This window comes from Pseudogracilibacillus auburnensis (assembly GCF_003201975.1).
GTDB classification, from domain to species: domain Bacteria; phylum Bacillota; class Bacilli; order Bacillales; family Amphibacillaceae; genus Pseudogracilibacillus; species Pseudogracilibacillus auburnensis.
In genome coordinates this window covers 25,529-42,042 of sequence record NZ_QJJQ01000017.1, presented here as the reverse complement: position 1 = coordinate 42,042, position 16,514 = coordinate 25,529, and the positions used below count along the sequence as shown (strand labels likewise).

Genomic DNA, 16,514 nt, shown 5'->3' with positions numbered 1-16,514 from the left:
TAATAGTAGAAATAAATAAGGCAGAATGTTTTTCGCGCAAAAAGTAACACCCTGCCAAACGATTATTCTCTTTCCATTTTATACACTTGGTCCACGTCCTTATCACCGCGACCAGATAAGTTTACAATAATCACATCATCTTCAGCTAGTTCTTTTGCTAATCTCAACGTATAAGCAATGGCGTGAGAACTTTCAAGTGCTGGAATAATTCCTTCTACACGCGATAACTCTCTGAAAGCTTTCAACGCTTCTTCGCCAGTAATTGTTACATACTCTGCTCGTCCAGTTGTTTTGAAATGACTATGTTCGGGGCCAATTCCCGGATAATCAAGGCCAGCCGCAATGGAGTGTGTTGGAGCAGGTTCTCCATCTTCATTGAGCAATGTTAAACATTTAAATCCGTGAATGACTGCTGGTACACCTTCTGTGATAGAAGCAGCTTCTTTCGGTTCCACACCAATTAACCGAACATTCTCTTCATCGATATAATGTGCGAAAGATCCGATTGCATTACTGCCACCACCGATACAAGCAACAACTGCGGTTGGAAGTTTTCCTTCTTTTTCAATAATTTGCTTTTTTGATTCTTCACTAATGATCGATTGGAAATGTTTGACCATTGTTGGGAATGGATGTGGTCCTACTGCTGATCCTAATAAATAGAAAGTAGTTTGATAGTTTTCGATTAAATCACCAAGCGCCGCATCCACTGCATCTTTAAGCCTACCTTGTCCAGCTTCGACTGGGACAACTTTCGCTCCAAGTAATTCCATTCTGAAAACATTGAGAGCTTGTCTCTCTGTATCGTGTTTTCCCATATAAATCGTACACGGAATATCAAACATGGCACATGCTGTAGCTGTTGCAACACCATGTTGACCCGCACCAGTTTCAGCGATTACACGAGTAGCTCCCATCCGTTTTGCAAGTAAAATTTGCCCGATTGCATTATTAATTTTATGAGCACCTGTGTGGTTTAAATCTTCACGCTTTAAATAAATTTTTGCCCCACCAATTTTTTTCGTTAAGTTTTGGGCGAATGTAAGTGGATTTTCTCTTCCAACATACTCCCGTAAATAATAACGGAATTCCTCTTTGAAATCTGGATCATCTTTATGCGTTTCAAATGCTTCTGCAAGTCCATCTAATACTGTTTGTAAATTTTCTGGTACATAACTTCCACCAAATTCACCGAAAAGCCCATTTTGATTATTTTCTGTCATATTAACTTCACTCCTTTAACAATTTATTATAATAAAATTGTTCTAGAAATCCAAATTGAAAGAAAAGATGACTTGAGAATGTCCGACATCCGAAAAACGTTGTTCTTAAAGCAAAAGATTGAATACCTAATGAAAGATTGCATACGTTTAATAGAAATTGTTCAAAAAGTTCGGTAAAAAAGATACTGCGCACTTCTTTGGCAGTAAGAAAATACAAACATTTTACCAGTTTACTTGCTAACGAAAAGCATTGTTGCAACGCCTGCTATTAAAATGCTTCTGCAATTATTTGTTGCCAAACTTCCGCAAGGGACTGGAAATTCCTGCAGTTTTTCAAAACTTTCCGCACTAAACTAGAATGATCAGAAATCGACAAAGGATTAGATGTAATTGCATGAATAAAAAAGCTCACACTTTGATAAAGGTAGTGTGAGCCGAAATACTACTCTTGTAAAGCTTTCTTTGGATCTTTTGTGACACCGTTTGTTAAAAACTTTTTCATGTACAGTGTTTGTAATAGGACGAATAATCCACCTACTGCCCAATATAAAGGCAGGACTGCTGGGGAATTAAGTGAAATAACCCCGATCATAACTGGCGAAAAATAACCCAAAATGGCCATTTGTTTTTTCTGTGTTTCTGGCAGTCCAATAAGACTCACTTTTGCTTGTAAAAAGTAAATTGCGACGGCGATGAGTACTAAAATGATGTCTGTTTGTCCTAAGTCGAACCATAAAAAAGATTGAGCACTAATTTCAGGTGTACGTCTTATTGCATAATAAAAAGCGAATAAAAATGGTAATTGAATAAGCATTGGCAAGCAACCCGCAGCCATTTGAAATGGATTGTATTGATGCTTTTTATACAGTGCTGTCAATTCCTTTTGCATGTCAAGTTGATGATCAGTTCCTTTTTTTGAGCGATATTTTTCTTGAATTTGCTCCATTTCGGGTTTCATGATTTTCATTTTCTCTTGTCCGATTTGACTTGCTTTCATTTGTTTCATCATGAATGGTAATAAGACAAGTCGGATTGCTAATGTAATGATAATAATAGATAAACCATAGCTTCCGAGTATGTTTGCTAACGTTTTTATTAAAAGTGAAAATGGATAAATAAAATAATGATCAAATATCCCAGTGGATGATCCATCAATCGGTGTGATTTCTGTTCCACATCCTGTAAGAAATAGTAAACTAAAAATAATTAAAAGACGATATTTTTTAATAATGGTGAGTACGTTGTTTTTGCCCATTTTTGTCCTCCTCTAATTTTAAGCATATGGATAAAATTAGAGAAAGTAGCATCTTCTTTGTCATCGTCAGGCAGATCGATTCGTTTAAAAGTAACAATAAACCAAACGATAAATGATTCATTTGAAAAGACTGGTTTTTTAAGACCTTCCAAATCGAGCTTTACATTGTTATAGTCTTTTATAACGAATTCAGAACGCGTTGTGACCATCGTATAACGTAAATAACCGAATTGATGTATCCCAATTGTTGTTAACAATACACCGAAATAAACATAGAAAAGACTTGAGTTAATGAAAAGGTCGTTAAATAGATCTAAAAACATTCGCACTCACCTCCCGAACAGTAGTTGTTTATATTATACCACAGACGAATTTGCAGCAAAAATCATTCATTCGATAACTTTAATAATTCAAGGATTTTGAAAAATAATCCAAGGATAATTGCAACGACAGTGGCCAGTCCCATACCAGTTAACGCAACTTTTCCAATATGAATGGAAGCGCCACTAATTCCAATTACTAATACAACACAAGTTAAAATTAAATTTTGTGATTTCGAATAATCAATTTTTGCCTCAACGAGCATGCGAATCCCGCTTGCCGCAATAATTCCGAATAATAATAGTGAAATTCCACCCATGACAGGAGTTGGAATCGATTGAATGAGTGCCGCAAGTTTACCTACAAACGATAAAATAATCGCCATGACAGCAGCCATTCCAATGACCCAAGTAGAATATACGCGTGTAATTGCAAGTACTCCAATATTTTCACCGTACGTTGTGTTTGGTGTTGAACCAAAGAAACTCGAAATGATCGTTGAAATACCGTTCCCTATAAATGAACGATCCAGTCCAGGTTCTTTCATTAAATCTTTCCGAACGATATTACTCGTGACGAATAAGTGACCAATATGTTCAGGAATTAAGACGAGCGCAGCAGGTAAAATGATAAAAACAGCTGACCAGTCAAATTTCATTGTATAAAGTTGTGGAACCGTTACAAAAGAAGCCTCACGTACTAGGTCGAAATTTAATAAGCCAAACATCCAAGCAATAATATAACCAGAAATAATACCTAGTAAAATTGGAATGATTTTTAAGAAACCACGCATCGTTACCCAAAAAACAATTGTAATCACAAGAGTTAATAGTGCAACAGTTGCTGACGTAACATCCATCTTCCAATCAGCACCTGCATCAGCAGCAGGAATCCATCCAGCCATTTCAGCTGCTACTGGAACAAGTTCAAGTCCGATAACAGCGACGATAGCCCCCATTGCAGCGGGTGGGAAAATAACATCGATCCAACCAGTTCCCGCAAATTTTACAATAATTCCAACAACGGTTAAAACGACTCCAACCATTAAAAATCCGCCTAATGCATAACTGAATCCTTCTTCTCCATTATATTTATCAAGTACGACAAGGACTGGTGAAATGAATGCAAAACTTGATCCTAAATATGCAGGAATCTGCCCTTTTGTAATAAATAAATAGAGGATGGTCCCAATTCCATTCATTAACAAAATAGTTGCTGGGTTCACCCCAAAAATAATTGGCACTAATACAGTAGAGCCGAACATTGCAAATAAATGCTGAATGCCAAGCGGAATACTTTGTTGGATTGGTGGTCGCTCATGAACTTGAATTTCATCATATTTTGCCATATTTTTTATCTCCTATCGCTTTCCTTTTATTATTAGGTGAGTGCTTGTCCGATATACAAATAAAAAAACACCTTTTACCAAGGTGTTTTATCCATACAAATTCCGAACGCAGAGAAGTACTGCATTATATATCGTTCACCTTGTTAGCCTCACAGGACTAAATTAAAGGAAAAATATTAAATTAGACTTGCCATAATTGTCACATAAAATCAGTAAATGTCAATAGAAATCTTTTACATTATTAAAAAGTTCATAAAAGTGTCTGTTTTGTTAAAGAAATATTTGCTTACCTCCAATCATTAAGCATTTTTTTAAAAAATTAGTATAATAGATGGAGAAGGTGGGGTGGAAGCAATGAACGCTAATGATGTTTTTTCGAAATTAAAAAATCGTCAAGCCTCAATTTTAGATAAAGATAAATGTAAAGAATATGCTGTATTACTTCCGCTTGTAGAGGAAAAAGAAGAAACGCATCTATTGTTTGAAGTGCGATCCATCTATATGCGCAGTCAGCCGGGAGATGTTTGTTTTCCGGGAGGAAGGGTTGACCTAACAGATGTGGACGAACAATATTGTGCTATTCGCGAGACTTCTGAAGAGTTAGGGATCACCCCTTCCTATATTAAAAATGTCGTTCCACTTGATTATATTGTTTCAGACTATGGCCAGATCATTTATCCATTTGTTGGGGAAATAGTGACACTCGAAACGATGAAATTAAACAAAGCAGAAGTTGCAGAAGTGTTTACTGTTCCTTTATCCTATTTTCTTCATACGGAACCAAAAAGATATAAAGTAAATTTCGAAGCTGTTCCAGAACAAGACTTTCCGTTTGACTTAATTCAAGGCGGAGAAAATTATGACTGGCGAACTAGACAGCTTGATGAACTTTTTTATGAATATGAAGATCGAGTGATTTGGGGACTTACCGCGAAAATAATTACTCATTTTACTGGATTATTAAAAAAAGAAGAAGGATGGAAACCAATCTTAAAGGGGTAGGAATAAATGTTACAAGTTCAATTTTACACAAAAAATAATTGTTCCTTATGTGATGATGCTTATGCACTCTTAATGATGCTTAAACGATATTATGATTTTGAACTAGTGGAACTTGATATTTATACGAATGACGAATGGCTAGAGGAATATCAACTCCTTATCCCTGCTGTTCGAATGAATGATACTTTTTTAACATGTGAGGAAATGGATTTGGAAACACTTGAACATGCTATCAAAAATAACGTGTAAAAAAGATTGATTTTCCAATGCATTTTATGGTAAAATAATTGCAAGGCTAAGCGTCTTACTTATTTTTTACTCCAAGTGGGACAGAAAAATGTGTATCGGGACAAAAATGACCCTAAAGTAATTTTCTGTTTAGTCGTTAAAGGAGTTTTCTTAATGAAAGAGTTAATTCAGTTACAAAAAGTCATTTACCCTGATTTACTTGAGGTGATGCACAAACGTTATACGATACTTTATACGATCTACTTGTTTGAAACAATTGGTCGAAGAGGAATAGTAGATCATACGAAGATGCCAGAAAGATATGTTCGTAATGAAATGGAGCATTTGCAAGAACAAGGTTTAATTCAAGTAACGACAAAAGGTATGGTTATTACAGAAGAAGGTAAAAGTATTATTGAACAATTACATGCTTTTATTCGTGAACTCTCTGGATTAACGACACTCGAAGCGAAATTAGAACAAATGATGGATGTAGAAAAAGTAATCATCGTTGCTGGTGATAGTGACAAAGAAACGTTTGTGAAACAAGAACTAGGTAGGGCAGCAGTTGCTTTTTTAAAGGAAATAATTAAAAAAGATGTGACGATTGCCGTCACGGGAGGAACGACGATGGCATCTGTTGCAAATGCAATGGTTCCTCTCAATGTTAAATGTTTATTTGTCCCTGCCAGAGGTGGCGTTGGTGAAAAGGTAGAAAACCAAGCAAATACAATCGTTGCAAAAATGGCAAAGGCGGAAAAAGGGGATTACCGATTGCTACATGTCCCTGACCCGTTAAGCGAAACATTGTACCAAACGATTATCAATGAGCCATCCATTGCAGAAACGTTGTCCTATATAAAAAATGCTTCCATTGTTTTACACGGAATTGGCGAAGCGTTGGCAATGGCCGAACGAAGAAAGACAGACGACCATATTGTTGAAAAATTAACAAGTGAAAAAGCAGTTAGTGAGGCATTTGGCTATTATTTTAATCGAGAAGGGGAGATTGTTCATAAAGTAAGAACAATCGGCATCCAGTTAGAAGATTTAGCAAGTACAGATTATGTTATTACGGTCGCTGGTGGAAAATCGAAGGCACAAGCTATTGCGTCCTTTATGAAGCAACGTAAAAATGACGTATTAATTACAGATGAAGCGGCTGCAACTGAAATTGTGAATCAATATTTGATATAAATATAAAAATATTAGGCTTTTTTCTAATCATGTTACTTTGAATGAAGAAAGAACTACATTATATGCACTGAGCGTAACCGAAAACATGTCGACTCCTGTGGGAAGAACAGTTTAGGTGAGACTCCGCAACGAGCGAAGCGAGTGAGGCAGGATAAGACTGCCACGTCTTGGGACTGTGCTTACGCTCGTCCCATCGAAAACATTTGGGACTGTGCTTACGCTCGTCCCATCGAAAACATTTGCACTAGCACGTCCTTTGTACGTCGGAGACTCAACAACTGCTCGTGAAAAGTGGAGTATATGCGGGACGCGGTTTAAATGATAACAATCAATACGAAAAGAGCCAAATAAAACATTCAAGGAGGAAGTCAAATGACTGTAAAAATTGGAATTAATGGGTTTGGAAGGATTGGAAGAAATATTTTTAGACAAGCATTAAACAATGAAAATGTTGAAATTGTTGCTATTAATGATTTAACAGATGCAAATATGTTGGCACATTTACTTAAATATGACTCTGTCCATGGAAGACTCAATGTAGAAGTAACGGTCGATGGGGACGATATCGTCGTTAACGGAAAGAAAATCCATGTCTATTCTGAACAAGATCCTGCAAACATCGGTTGGAAAAATCATGAAGTAGAAGTAGTCATTGAATCAACAGGACGTTTTACGAATCGTAAAGACGCACAAAAACATATGGAAGCAGGCGCTAAAAAAGTAATCATTTCTGCTCCAGCAAGTGACGAAGATTTCACAGTAGTGATGGGAGTAAATGAGTCAGAATATGACGCAGAAAAACATCATATCCTTTCTAATGCATCATGTACAACAAACTGTTTAGCACCATTTGCAAAAGTACTCGATGAAAAATTCGGTATTAAGCGTGGATTAATGACGACAATTCATGCTTATACAAACGACCAACAAATTTTAGATTTACCACATAAAGATTACCGTCGTGCCCGTGCTGCGGCAGAAAACATTATTCCAACCTCTACAGGTGCAGCTAAAGCAGTTGGAAAAGTATTACCACAATTAAACGGTAAACTAAATGGAATGGCAGTACGTGTGCCAGTGCCAGATGGATCGGTTGTTGATTTAGTTGCTGAACTTGAACAAAATGTAACGGCTGAACAAGTAAACGAGGCATTACGTCAAGCAGCAGAAGAAGGGTTACAAGGCATTTTACAATATTCAGAAGAACCACTTGTTTCTACAGATATCGTTGGAAATCCTCATTCATCCATTATCGATGGATTATCCACAATGGTACTTGAAGATACAATGGTAAAAGTTATTTCTTGGTATGATAACGAAATGGGCTATTCTGCACGTTGTGTTGATCTTGCACAATTTTTAAAAGAAAAAGGATTGTAATTGCAACGAAAGTAGGGGAGCTTGCCTCCCTTTTTTGCTTTATTTTTTTGCAAATCAAAACAATTGCTCAGCGATAGAAAGTGCGAAAAACGACAGTGAAATGAGGAAACTTTAGGTAAAGTGTCGGAATCTCCAGTAAGTGCAAAAATTTTTAGGAAAGCGCGCAAAAGTTTTAGTAAAGTGCGCAAATTTTTAGGAAAGCGCGGAAAAACCCTTGCATGGTGCGTAAATTTTCGATCAAGTGCAATAAAATCTTCAGCACAGTGCGAAAACCTTCGATAGGTTTTATTGCAATGAGTAATCGACGTCGCGCTAGAGCGTCTGTGCTTACTTTTATTATGTTATTTTCCTCCCTTCTTGTATAATGAAAATGAATCAACCATATTAGACTCTAAAGGAGTTTTTACATATGAATAAAAAATCGTTAAAAGATATTGACGTAAAAGGAAAAAAAGTATTTTGTCGTGTTGACTTCAACGTACCGATGAAAGATCAAATGGTGACAGATGATACACGAATAAAAGCAGCACTTCCAACAATCAGTTATTTACTTGACCATGGTGCAAAAGTGATTTTAGCTACACATCTTGGCAGGCCTAAAGGAAAAGTTGTCGAAGAGTTACGTCTTGATCCCGTTGCCAATAGACTTGCCGAACTTTTACATAAACAAGTAGTAAAAACAAATACCGTATATGGACCTGAAGTAGATGAGGCTATCGCAAACTTAAAAGATGGAGAAGTCGTTTTACTTGAAAATGTTCGCTTTGAAAGTGGCGAAGAAAAAAATGATCCTTCCCTTGTTTTAGCATTTGCAAATATGGCTGATATTTACGTGAACGATGCTTTTGGGACAGCTCATCGTGCCCATGCATCAACTGCAGGAGTCGCGGAAAAACTTCCTGCTGCAGCAGGTTTTCTAATGGAAAAGGAAATAGAAGTATTAAGTAGGGCATTACATAATCCTGAGCGTCCCTTTACAGCAATTATTGGTGGCTCCAAAGTTAAGGACAAAATTAATGTGATCGAAAACTTCTTAGAGATTGTGGATCATTTAATCATTGGCGGAGGCCTTGCTTGTACATTTTTAAAAGCGAAAGGCTATGAAATTGGAAATTCCTTACTAGAAGAAGATAAAATTGATCTTGCAAAAAGCTTTATGAAAAAAGCAGAAGAAAAAGGGGTTCAGTTTCATATTCAAGAAGATGCTGTTATCGCTGATGCATTTAGTAAAGATGCAAATAGTAAAGTGGTCGCAGCAAGCGAAATTCCAGCCGAGTGGATGTGTCTTGATATCGGCCCAAAAACAGCTGAAACATACCGTGATGTCATTTTAAATTCGAAGCTCGTCGTTTGGAATGGTCCGATGGGTGTTTTTGAAATGGAACCTTTCGCAGCTGGTACGAAAGCAGTAGCACAGGCAATCGCTGAAACAGACGGATATACGATTATCGGTGGCGGGGATTCAGCAGCAGCAGTTGAAAAGTTTCAGCTAGCGGATAAGATGAATCACGTGTCAACAGGTGGAGGCGCATCTCTAGAATTTATGGAAGGAAAAGTTCTCCCAGGGGTTAGCGCTTTAGACGATAAATAATTTTTAAAAGTTAGGAGTAGTCATCCATGCGAAAAATAGTCATTGCAGGAAATTGGAAAATGCATAAAACGAAACAAGAAGCGGAACAATTTATAGATGAAGTAAAACAGTTAAAAACAAATGAACGAGTAGAAGCGGTTATTTGCGCACCATTCCCTTATTTATCTTCGTTAGTAAATAAAGTAAAACAGACGGATGTGAAAATAGCTGCACAAACGATGCATTTTGAACAAAGTGGTGCTTTTACAGGTGAGGTAAGCCCGGTCATGCTAGCCGATATTGGAGTAAGCCATGTTATTATTGGTCATTCTGAACGCCGGGAATATTATCATGAAACAAATGAAACAGTAAATAAGAAAGTGCATGCAGCATTTAGTCATCATTTAACACCAATCGTTTGTGTTGGAGAAACATTAGCGCAACGTGAAGCGAATGACACGTTAACACATATTGAAAAACAGATTAAAATTGCTTTAGATGGGTTAACAGATGAGCAAATAGCAAATACGATCATCGCATATGAGCCAATTTGGGCGATTGGAACTGGAAAGACAGCGTCAAGTGCCGATGCAAATGAAGTATGTGATCATATTCGAAATATAGTCGCGAAAATCACTTCCGAACAGACTGCCGAAAAAGTCGTTATTCAGTACGGTGGTAGTGTGAAACCAGAAAATATTGATGAACTCTTAAGTACTTCAGATATTGATGGTGCACTTGTTGGTGGTGCAAGTCTTGAACCAGCATCATTTATTCAACTAGTGGAAGCAGGGAATAAATTATCATGACAAAGCTGGCTGCATTAATCATCTTAGACGGATTCGGATTACGTGAAGAAGTACAAGGAAATGCCGTTGCTCAGGCGAATAAGCCGAATTTTGATCGTTATTGGCACGGCTATCCTCATAATGAGCTTCATGTAAGTGGAGAGTCAGTTGGGCTTCCTGACGGGCAAATGGGTAATTCCGAAGTAGGGCATTTAAATATCGGTGCTGGTCGAATCGTCTTTCAAAGCTTAACGAGAATAAATAATGCAATAAAGTCAGGAACGTTTTTTGAAAATGAGGCATTTTTACAAGCGATTAAGCAAGTAAAAGAAAAGAACAGTGCTCTCCATTTATTCGGTTTACTTTCAGACGGTGGGGTTCATAGCCATATCGACCATTTATTTGCACTATTAAAATTAGCGAAACAACATCATGTCGAAAAAGTGTTTGTACATGCATTTTTAGATGGACGTGATGTCGGCCCCCAAACAGCTTTACAATATATTGAACAAACAGAAGCGGAAATGAAAAAAATTGGGATTGGTGAATTTGCGACTATTTCGGGACGTTATTATGCGATGGATCGAGATAAACGTTGGCAACGAGTGAAAATGGCTTACGATGCAATAAAAGATGGTGTCGGGCCGAAATTTAATCGCGCCGAAGCTGTCGTACATGAATCGTATGAAAAAGAAATTTATGATGAATTTGTCCTACCTTCTGTTATAATGAATGAGGATGGCATTGCTACAGGTCCTGTTAATGATGATGATGCGATTATCTTTTTTAATTTCAGGCCTGACCGAGCAATCCAGTTATCACAATGTTTTGCAAATGATGATTTTGCGGGCTTTGATCGGGGTAAACGTAAAATAGAAGATGTGACGTTTGTCCAAATGACTCCTTTCAGTGAAACTGTTCATGGGTCTGTTGCTTTTGAAACGATTAACTTAACGAACACACTAGGTGAAGTACTCGCAAATCATCAGATGAATCAATTACGAATTGCTGAAACAGAAAAATATCCTCATGTTACTTATTTTATGAGCGGTGGACGTGAGGAACCATTTCCAGGTGAAAAACGAATCCTCGTTAATTCGCCAAAAGTGGCGACCTATGATTTAAAACCAGAAATGAGTGCGTATGAAGTAACAGATGCTCTCCTTAAAGAACTTGATCGAGATGATCTAAATGCTATTATTTTAAACTTTGCGAACCCTGATATGGTTGGCCATTCTGGAAAAATGGAACCAACTATGAAGGCAATTGAAGTAGTTGATGAATGTTTAGGAAAAATTGTCGATAAAATCATTGCATTAGGTGGAGAAGCAATCATCACAGCCGATCACGGGAACTCGGATGAAGTGGTTACAATTGAAGGGAAACCGATGACCGCTCATACGACAAATCCTGTCCCAGTCATTATAACGAAAGAAGAGATAACGATTCGTGATGAAGGAATTTTAGCTGATTTGGCTCCAACAATGCTCGATTTACTCGGAATTGAACAGCCAAAAGAAATGACAGGTACATCATTAATAGAAAAATAAATAGCAATTGTATTTATTAACATAAAAAAATTCCGATGAAAAGAAGGAGAGATTGACATGCCATACATTACAGATGTATATGCACGAGAGGTATTAGACTCACGAGGAAATCCGACAGTAGAAGTAGAAATTGTGACAGAGTCAGGCGCTTTTGGAGCTGCTCTTGTTCCAAGTGGTGCTTCAACTGGTGAGCATGAAGCGGTTGAGCTAAGAGATGGCGATAAAAAGCGTTATTCAGGCAAAGGTGTTTTAAAAGCAGTAGCAAATGTAAATGAAAAAATTGCACCAGAATTAATTGGACTTGATGTTACTCGTCAGAATATTATTGACGCCATTATGATTGAACTGGATGATACAGCAAATAAAAGTAATCTTGGTGCAAATGCTATTCTAGGTGTTTCGATGGCAGCAGCCCACGCTGCGGCAACCTATTTACAAATTCCACTGTACAATTATTTAGGTGGATTTAATGCAAATGTGTTACCAGTTCCAATGTTGAACATTTTAAATGGTGGAGAACATGCGGACAATAATGTTGATATTCAGGAATTTATGATAATGCCAGTTGCCGCACCAACATTTAAAGAGGCAGTTAGAGTTGGAGCAGAAGTATTCCATTCATTGAAGAACGTTTTACAAGCGAAAGGATTAAATACAGCAGTTGGAGACGAAGGTGGGTTCGCTCCAAACTTAAAATCAAATGAAGAAGCACTTCAGACGATTGTGGAAGCAATCGAACTTGCCGGCTATAAAGTTGGTGAGGAAGTGCAACTCGCAATGGACGTCGCTTCATCAGAATTTTATGAAGACGGAAAATACAACCTACAAGGTGAAGGGGTCGTTCGTACGTCAGAGGAAATGGTTGATTGGTATGAACAAATGATTGAAAAATACCCGATCGTTTCCATTGAAGATGGACTTGATGAAAATGACTGGGAAGGTCATAAATTGTTAACGGAGAGAATTGGTGACCGAGTGCAATTAGTCGGGGACGATTTATTCGTTACAAATACAGAAAAACTAGCTCAAGGAATTGAGCAAGGAGTCAGCAACTCCATTTTAATTAAAGTAAACCAAATCGGTACTCTTACAGAAACATTTGAAGCGATTGAAATGGCAAAACGTGCCGGATACACAGCCGTTATTTCACACCGTTCAGGTGAAACAGAAGATGCAACAATTGCTGATATTGCTGTTGCGACAAATGCTGGACAAATTAAAACAGGTGCACCATCACGTACAGACCGAGTCGCAAAATATAACCAACTGATTCGTATTGAAGATGAGCTAGCGGGAATCGGTGAATACGCGGGTTGGGATGCATTTTATAATTTAAAATAAGTAACGAAAAAATCACCAGTGGGAAGCCCATTGGTGATTTTTTTATGTAATTATGTAAAATGCACAAGGTTGATCCAACTAACCGGCTCATACTTCCTAACGCTAGCACACACATAAATGAATTTTACAGCACCTAATGCTTACCATCCACATTATAAGCAACCTTCTCAGTAATCCTTCTAAACGCATCATGCTGAACCTAAGCTATTATCAAGTTCAGTATATATTATTAACCACGCTAGTTCTTCATTCTTTTTTTCTATCCCCATGTTTTTTTAAAAAAAGGTTGACAAAAAAATATAACTAGCATAGCATAGTTAACAGGTATGAATACTAAATTATAAAAGCTGTTGTTACAACAAGATGAACAAGGGGGCATAGTGGATTGACTAAATCAACTTTACAATTAATTTTTCAAGAATTACAAGATCACCAAGACGAAGTAATTCATTGGCGTCGACATTTACATCAACATCCTGAACTTTCTTTTCAAGAGTTTGAAACGGCTACATTCATTAAAGAAAAATTACAAAGTTTTGGGTTGGAAATCAAAACAAATATTGGTGGTAATGGGGTAATAGCTATTTTAAATGGCCAAAAGAAGGGGCCAACGATTGGTTTACGTGCAGACTTTGATGCACTTCCAATAAACGACGGAAAAGATGTGCCTTATAAGTCGACAAATCCGGGAGTGATGCATGCTTGTGGACATGATGGGCATACAGCAGCTTTATTAGGAACAGCTCGTATATTAAGTAAATATAAAGATAAAATTAGTGGCAGCATTATTTTTATTTTTCAACATGCGGAAGAAAAGCCTCCAGGTGGGGCTAAGGCGATGATTGAAGAATTAAATATAGATGAAATTGATTATATTTTTGCAGCACATTTAGCTTCTGATATACCAATTGGAAAAGTTGCAGTTGGTGCAGGGTTTAAAATGGCCGCTGTCGATAAATTTGAGATAATCGTTCATGGTAAAGGTGGTCATGGGGCTAAGCCGCAAGAAACGAATGACCCGATCGTTATTGGGAGCGACTTGGTAAATGCTTTTCAGAAAATAGTGAGTCGGAGGGTCGACCCACTCGATTCAGCAGTAGTAACGCTAGGCGTGTTTCACGCGGGCAATGCGTTTAATGTCATTCCAAACGAGGCGAGGCTAGAAGGAACGGTTCGTTCGTTTAGTGAAGAAGTTCGAAAACAAGTGAAAGAGAATATTTATTCACTTGTAAAAGGGATTACAGATGGATACCAAGCTAGTTTTAACATTGACTACTTACACGGATATCCTGCACTGTATAATCCGCAAAAAGAAACAGCAGTAATCACTCAATTATTTACTGAACTTCTAGGGGAAGAAAATGTAGTTGAATTTCAAACGTCGATGGGTGCTGAAGATTTTGCTTACTTCCTAAATGAAAAACCAGGAAGTTATTTCAAAGTAGGCTCACGTAATCATGATGGACGTACACAGTTTCCACATCACCATCCGAATTTCGACATTGATGAGAGAGCATTATTAATTATTCAAGAAACATTTGTAAAAATAGTATCCCATTATGTACTAATAGATGAAGCATAAAAAATACATAACTCCTTATTGGGAAGAGAGAGGAAGTTTTCATCGTGAAAAAAAGAAGCATTCAAGCTATTTTAATTCTGACTATTTCACTATTAGTAGTGGGTCTAGTTGGTTGTGGAAATAAAACAGATTCAAAAAATACAGCAGCAGTAAATTCTACTTCTGATGAAGCAGAGAAATCAGGCGGCACCATTCGCGTTGCTTTTGCAGCTGATCCAGAATCAATTGATTGGATGTATACTGGTGCATCGCCAACTAGAGATGTAGGGTGGCATATTTTTGAAACGTTATTTGCTCTTGATCAGGATTATCAATCACGTCCGATGATTGCAGAGGATTATGAGATTAGTGATGATCAAACTGTTTATACGATTAGCATACGTGAGAATGTCCCTTTCCACGATGGATCGACAGTAACAGCTGAAGATGTCATTGCTTCGATCGATCGCTGGCAAGTAGTTTCTGGTGTGGGGGAAAACGCCAGTCAATATATTGAAGAAGTGAAAGAGATCGATGAATATACAATTGAAGTGACATTAAACCAAGTATATAACTCATTATTAGCTGATTTTTCAGCGCCGAAACAAGCATTAATGATTATTCCAAAAGAGATAGCAGAAGAAGCTGGAGAAAACCCGTTAGAACCAACTCAATTGATTGGAACAGGTCCATATAAATTTGAAAAATGGGACAAAGGAAATGAGATTTTATTAACTAAATTTGCTGATTATGCTGCCCGAGATGAAGACTGGGGTGGTGCAGCAGGAGAAAAAATCGCATATTTCGATGAGATTAAGTTTCAAATTGTCAAAGACCCCCAAGTGATGATTAATGGGTTAAAAACAGATTTATATGATTATGCTCAATCGATATCACCTGATTTGTTTGAAGTAATAGAGAGTAGTCCGAACATGGAGCCGATCACTTATATTAATGGATATACGATTATTACACCTAATAAAGCAAAAGAGCCTTTTGAGGATTTACAAGTCCGTCAAGCATTAAATTATGCGTTAGATAAAGAGAAAATTGCCAAATCAGTTTATGGAAATGAAGAGTTTTACGCATTTGATGGGGCACTATTCGATCCAGAGCAAAAAGACTTATATTCGAGTCAAGGAACGGATGATTATCTAGTCTACGATAAAGAGAAGGCTAAAAGCTTATTAGATTCATCTAACTATAATGGTGAACCAATAACGATTATGTATTCCAATAACTTTGAACGATATGAAAAAACGGCAGAGATTGCGAAACAACAATTGGAGGAAATAGGCTTTAAAGTTGAACTCGTTTCCTATGAATGGGCAACATATTTAGAAAAATGGGGTGACCCAGATAATTGGGATCTTGTCGTTATCGGATGGTCGACTCGTTTTTCACCAAATGAGTTAGGTATGCTTGGAATCGGAAGTTCAAGTAGTGGATTTTATGAAAGTAAACGTTGGGAAAAGTTGCTTGACGAATGGAGCAATGTTGATACGGAAGAAGAAAAACAAGACGTACTAGCGGAAATGAATCAAACAGTTTGGGATGAATTGCCGTTTGTAAAAATGGTGAACGAGACGACATTAGATATTAAAAGTGACAAAGTGAAAGAATATGAGAGTTGGGTCGGTCCACGATTTTGGAATACGTATAAAAGTGAATAACTAATCTTGTAGAAGTTCGCTTACGGTAAACAGGCGAACTTCTCCTTTCATTCAGATTTGTTAAGGAGGGGAAATAA

Annotated in this window: 14 protein-coding genes; 10 read left to right on the top strand and 4 right to left on the bottom strand. The window is 37.3% G+C overall.

The annotated features are described in order from the left end of the window. Positions 1-62: 62 nt before the first annotated feature. The 4 genes from trpB to uraA all read right to left on the bottom strand — a co-directional run bounded on the left by trpB (position 63) and on the right by uraA (position 4,147). Complete coding sequence (gene trpB / locus DFR56_RS18775) at positions 63-1,223, bottom strand: tryptophan synthase subunit beta (RefSeq protein WP_110396990.1); 1,161 nt, start codon at positions 1,221-1,223, stop codon at positions 63-65. 442 nt (positions 1,224-1,665) lie between these two features. Then, complete coding sequence (gene yidC, locus DFR56_RS18770; RefSeq protein ID WP_207519354.1) at positions 1,666-2,478, bottom strand: membrane protein insertase YidC; 813 nt, start codon at positions 2,476-2,478, stop codon at positions 1,666-1,668. Then, a complete protein-coding gene (locus DFR56_RS22650) occupies positions 2,430-2,801 on the bottom strand; it encodes a hypothetical protein (protein WP_146214331.1) in 372 nt (123 codons plus the stop codon). Before DFR56_RS22650 ends, yidC begins: the two co-directional genes overlap by 49 nt. A 62-nt stretch (positions 2,802-2,863) precedes the next feature. Continuing rightward, complete coding sequence (gene uraA / locus DFR56_RS18765; RefSeq protein WP_110396989.1) at positions 2,864-4,147, bottom strand: uracil permease; 1,284 nt, start codon at positions 4,145-4,147, stop codon at positions 2,864-2,866. A gap of 354 nt (positions 4,148-4,501) precedes the next feature. Here uraA and DFR56_RS18760 point away from each other — a divergent pair, with 354 nt between their 5' ends. The 10 genes from DFR56_RS18760 (at position 4,502) to DFR56_RS18715 (ending at position 16,437) form a co-directional block, all read left to right on the top strand. After that, entirely contained in the window at positions 4,502-5,149 is a 648-nt protein-coding gene (locus tag DFR56_RS18760; protein WP_110397036.1) for an NUDIX hydrolase, read from the top strand. Positions 5,150-5,155: 6 nt separating this feature from the next. Next, the gene (locus DFR56_RS18755) at positions 5,156-5,398 is read left to right on the top strand and encodes a glutaredoxin family protein (protein WP_110396988.1); all 243 of its coding nucleotides are present in this window, start codon (positions 5,156-5,158) and stop codon (positions 5,396-5,398) included. Positions 5,399-5,551: 153 nt separating this feature from the next. Further along, positions 5,552-6,574 (top strand): sugar-binding transcriptional regulator, encoded by a 1,023-nt coding sequence (locus DFR56_RS18750; RefSeq protein WP_110396987.1) that lies wholly within the window; start codon positions 5,552-5,554, stop codon positions 6,572-6,574. A gap of 372 nt (positions 6,575-6,946) precedes the next feature. Then, positions 6,947-7,954 carry a type I glyceraldehyde-3-phosphate dehydrogenase gene (gap, locus tag DFR56_RS18745; protein ID WP_110396986.1) on the top strand — a complete coding sequence of 336 codons (1,008 nt, stop codon included), beginning with the start codon at positions 6,947-6,949 and terminating at the stop codon, positions 7,952-7,954. 409 nt (positions 7,955-8,363) lie between these two features. After that, complete coding sequence (locus tag DFR56_RS18740; RefSeq protein WP_110396985.1) at positions 8,364-9,545, top strand: phosphoglycerate kinase; 1,182 nt, start codon at positions 8,364-8,366, stop codon at positions 9,543-9,545. 26 nt (positions 9,546-9,571) lie between these two features. Further along, a complete protein-coding gene (tpiA, locus tag DFR56_RS18735; RefSeq protein WP_110396984.1) occupies positions 9,572-10,333 on the top strand; it encodes a triose-phosphate isomerase in 762 nt (253 codons plus the stop codon). Then, positions 10,327-11,862 carry a 2,3-bisphosphoglycerate-independent phosphoglycerate mutase gene (gene gpmI / locus DFR56_RS18730; protein ID WP_280523479.1) on the top strand — a complete coding sequence of 512 codons (1,536 nt, stop codon included), beginning with the start codon at positions 10,327-10,329 and terminating at the stop codon, positions 11,860-11,862. The genes tpiA and gpmI overlap by 7 nt, the downstream gene beginning before the upstream one ends. A 57-nt stretch (positions 11,863-11,919) precedes the next feature. Then, on the top strand, positions 11,920-13,203 hold the full coding sequence (gene eno, locus DFR56_RS18725; protein ID WP_110396982.1) for a phosphopyruvate hydratase: 1,284 nt from the start codon (positions 11,920-11,922) through the stop codon (positions 13,201-13,203). A 385-nt stretch (positions 13,204-13,588) separates the two neighbouring features. Further along, entirely contained in the window at positions 13,589-14,785 is a 1,197-nt protein-coding gene (locus tag DFR56_RS18720; RefSeq protein ID WP_110396981.1) for a M20 metallopeptidase family protein, read from the top strand. Between the two features lie 44 nt (positions 14,786-14,829). Then, the gene (locus tag DFR56_RS18715) at positions 14,830-16,437 is read left to right on the top strand and encodes an ABC transporter substrate-binding protein (protein WP_110396980.1); all 1,608 of its coding nucleotides are present in this window, start codon (positions 14,830-14,832) and stop codon (positions 16,435-16,437) included. The last annotated feature ends 77 nt before the right edge of the window (positions 16,438-16,514 follow it).

Excerpts from the sequence above, each read along its gene's own strand:
- eno (WP_110396982.1), top strand. The coding sequence starts at position 11,920 with ATGCCATACATTACAGATGTATATGCACGAGAGGTATTAGACTCACGA.
- DFR56_RS18740 (WP_110396985.1), top strand. The coding sequence starts at position 8,364 with ATGAATAAAAAATCGTTAAAAGATATTGACGTAAAAGGAAAAAAAGTA.
- gap (WP_110396986.1), top strand. The coding sequence starts at position 6,947 with ATGACTGTAAAAATTGGAATTAATGGGTTTGGAAGGATTGGAAGAAAT.
- DFR56_RS18760 (WP_110397036.1), top strand. The coding sequence starts at position 4,502 with ATGAACGCTAATGATGTTTTTTCGAAATTAAAAAATCGTCAAGCCTCA.
- DFR56_RS18755 (WP_110396988.1), top strand. The coding sequence starts at position 5,156 with ATGTTACAAGTTCAATTTTACACAAAAAATAATTGTTCCTTATGTGAT.
- uraA (WP_110396989.1), bottom strand. The coding sequence starts at position 4,147 with ATGGCAAAATATGATGAAATTCAAGTTCATGAGCGACCACCAATCCAA.
- DFR56_RS22650 (WP_146214331.1), bottom strand. The coding sequence starts at position 2,801 with ATGTTTTTAGATCTATTTAACGACCTTTTCATTAACTCAAGTCTTTTC.
- DFR56_RS18750 (WP_110396987.1), top strand. The coding sequence starts at position 5,552 with ATGAAAGAGTTAATTCAGTTACAAAAAGTCATTTACCCTGATTTACTT.
- yidC (WP_207519354.1), bottom strand. The coding sequence starts at position 2,478 with ATGGGCAAAAACAACGTACTCACCATTATTAAAAAATATCGTCTTTTA.
- tpiA (WP_110396984.1), top strand. The coding sequence starts at position 9,572 with ATGCGAAAAATAGTCATTGCAGGAAATTGGAAAATGCATAAAACGAAA.
- trpB (WP_110396990.1), bottom strand. The coding sequence starts at position 1,223 with ATGACAGAAAATAATCAAAATGGGCTTTTCGGTGAATTTGGTGGAAGT.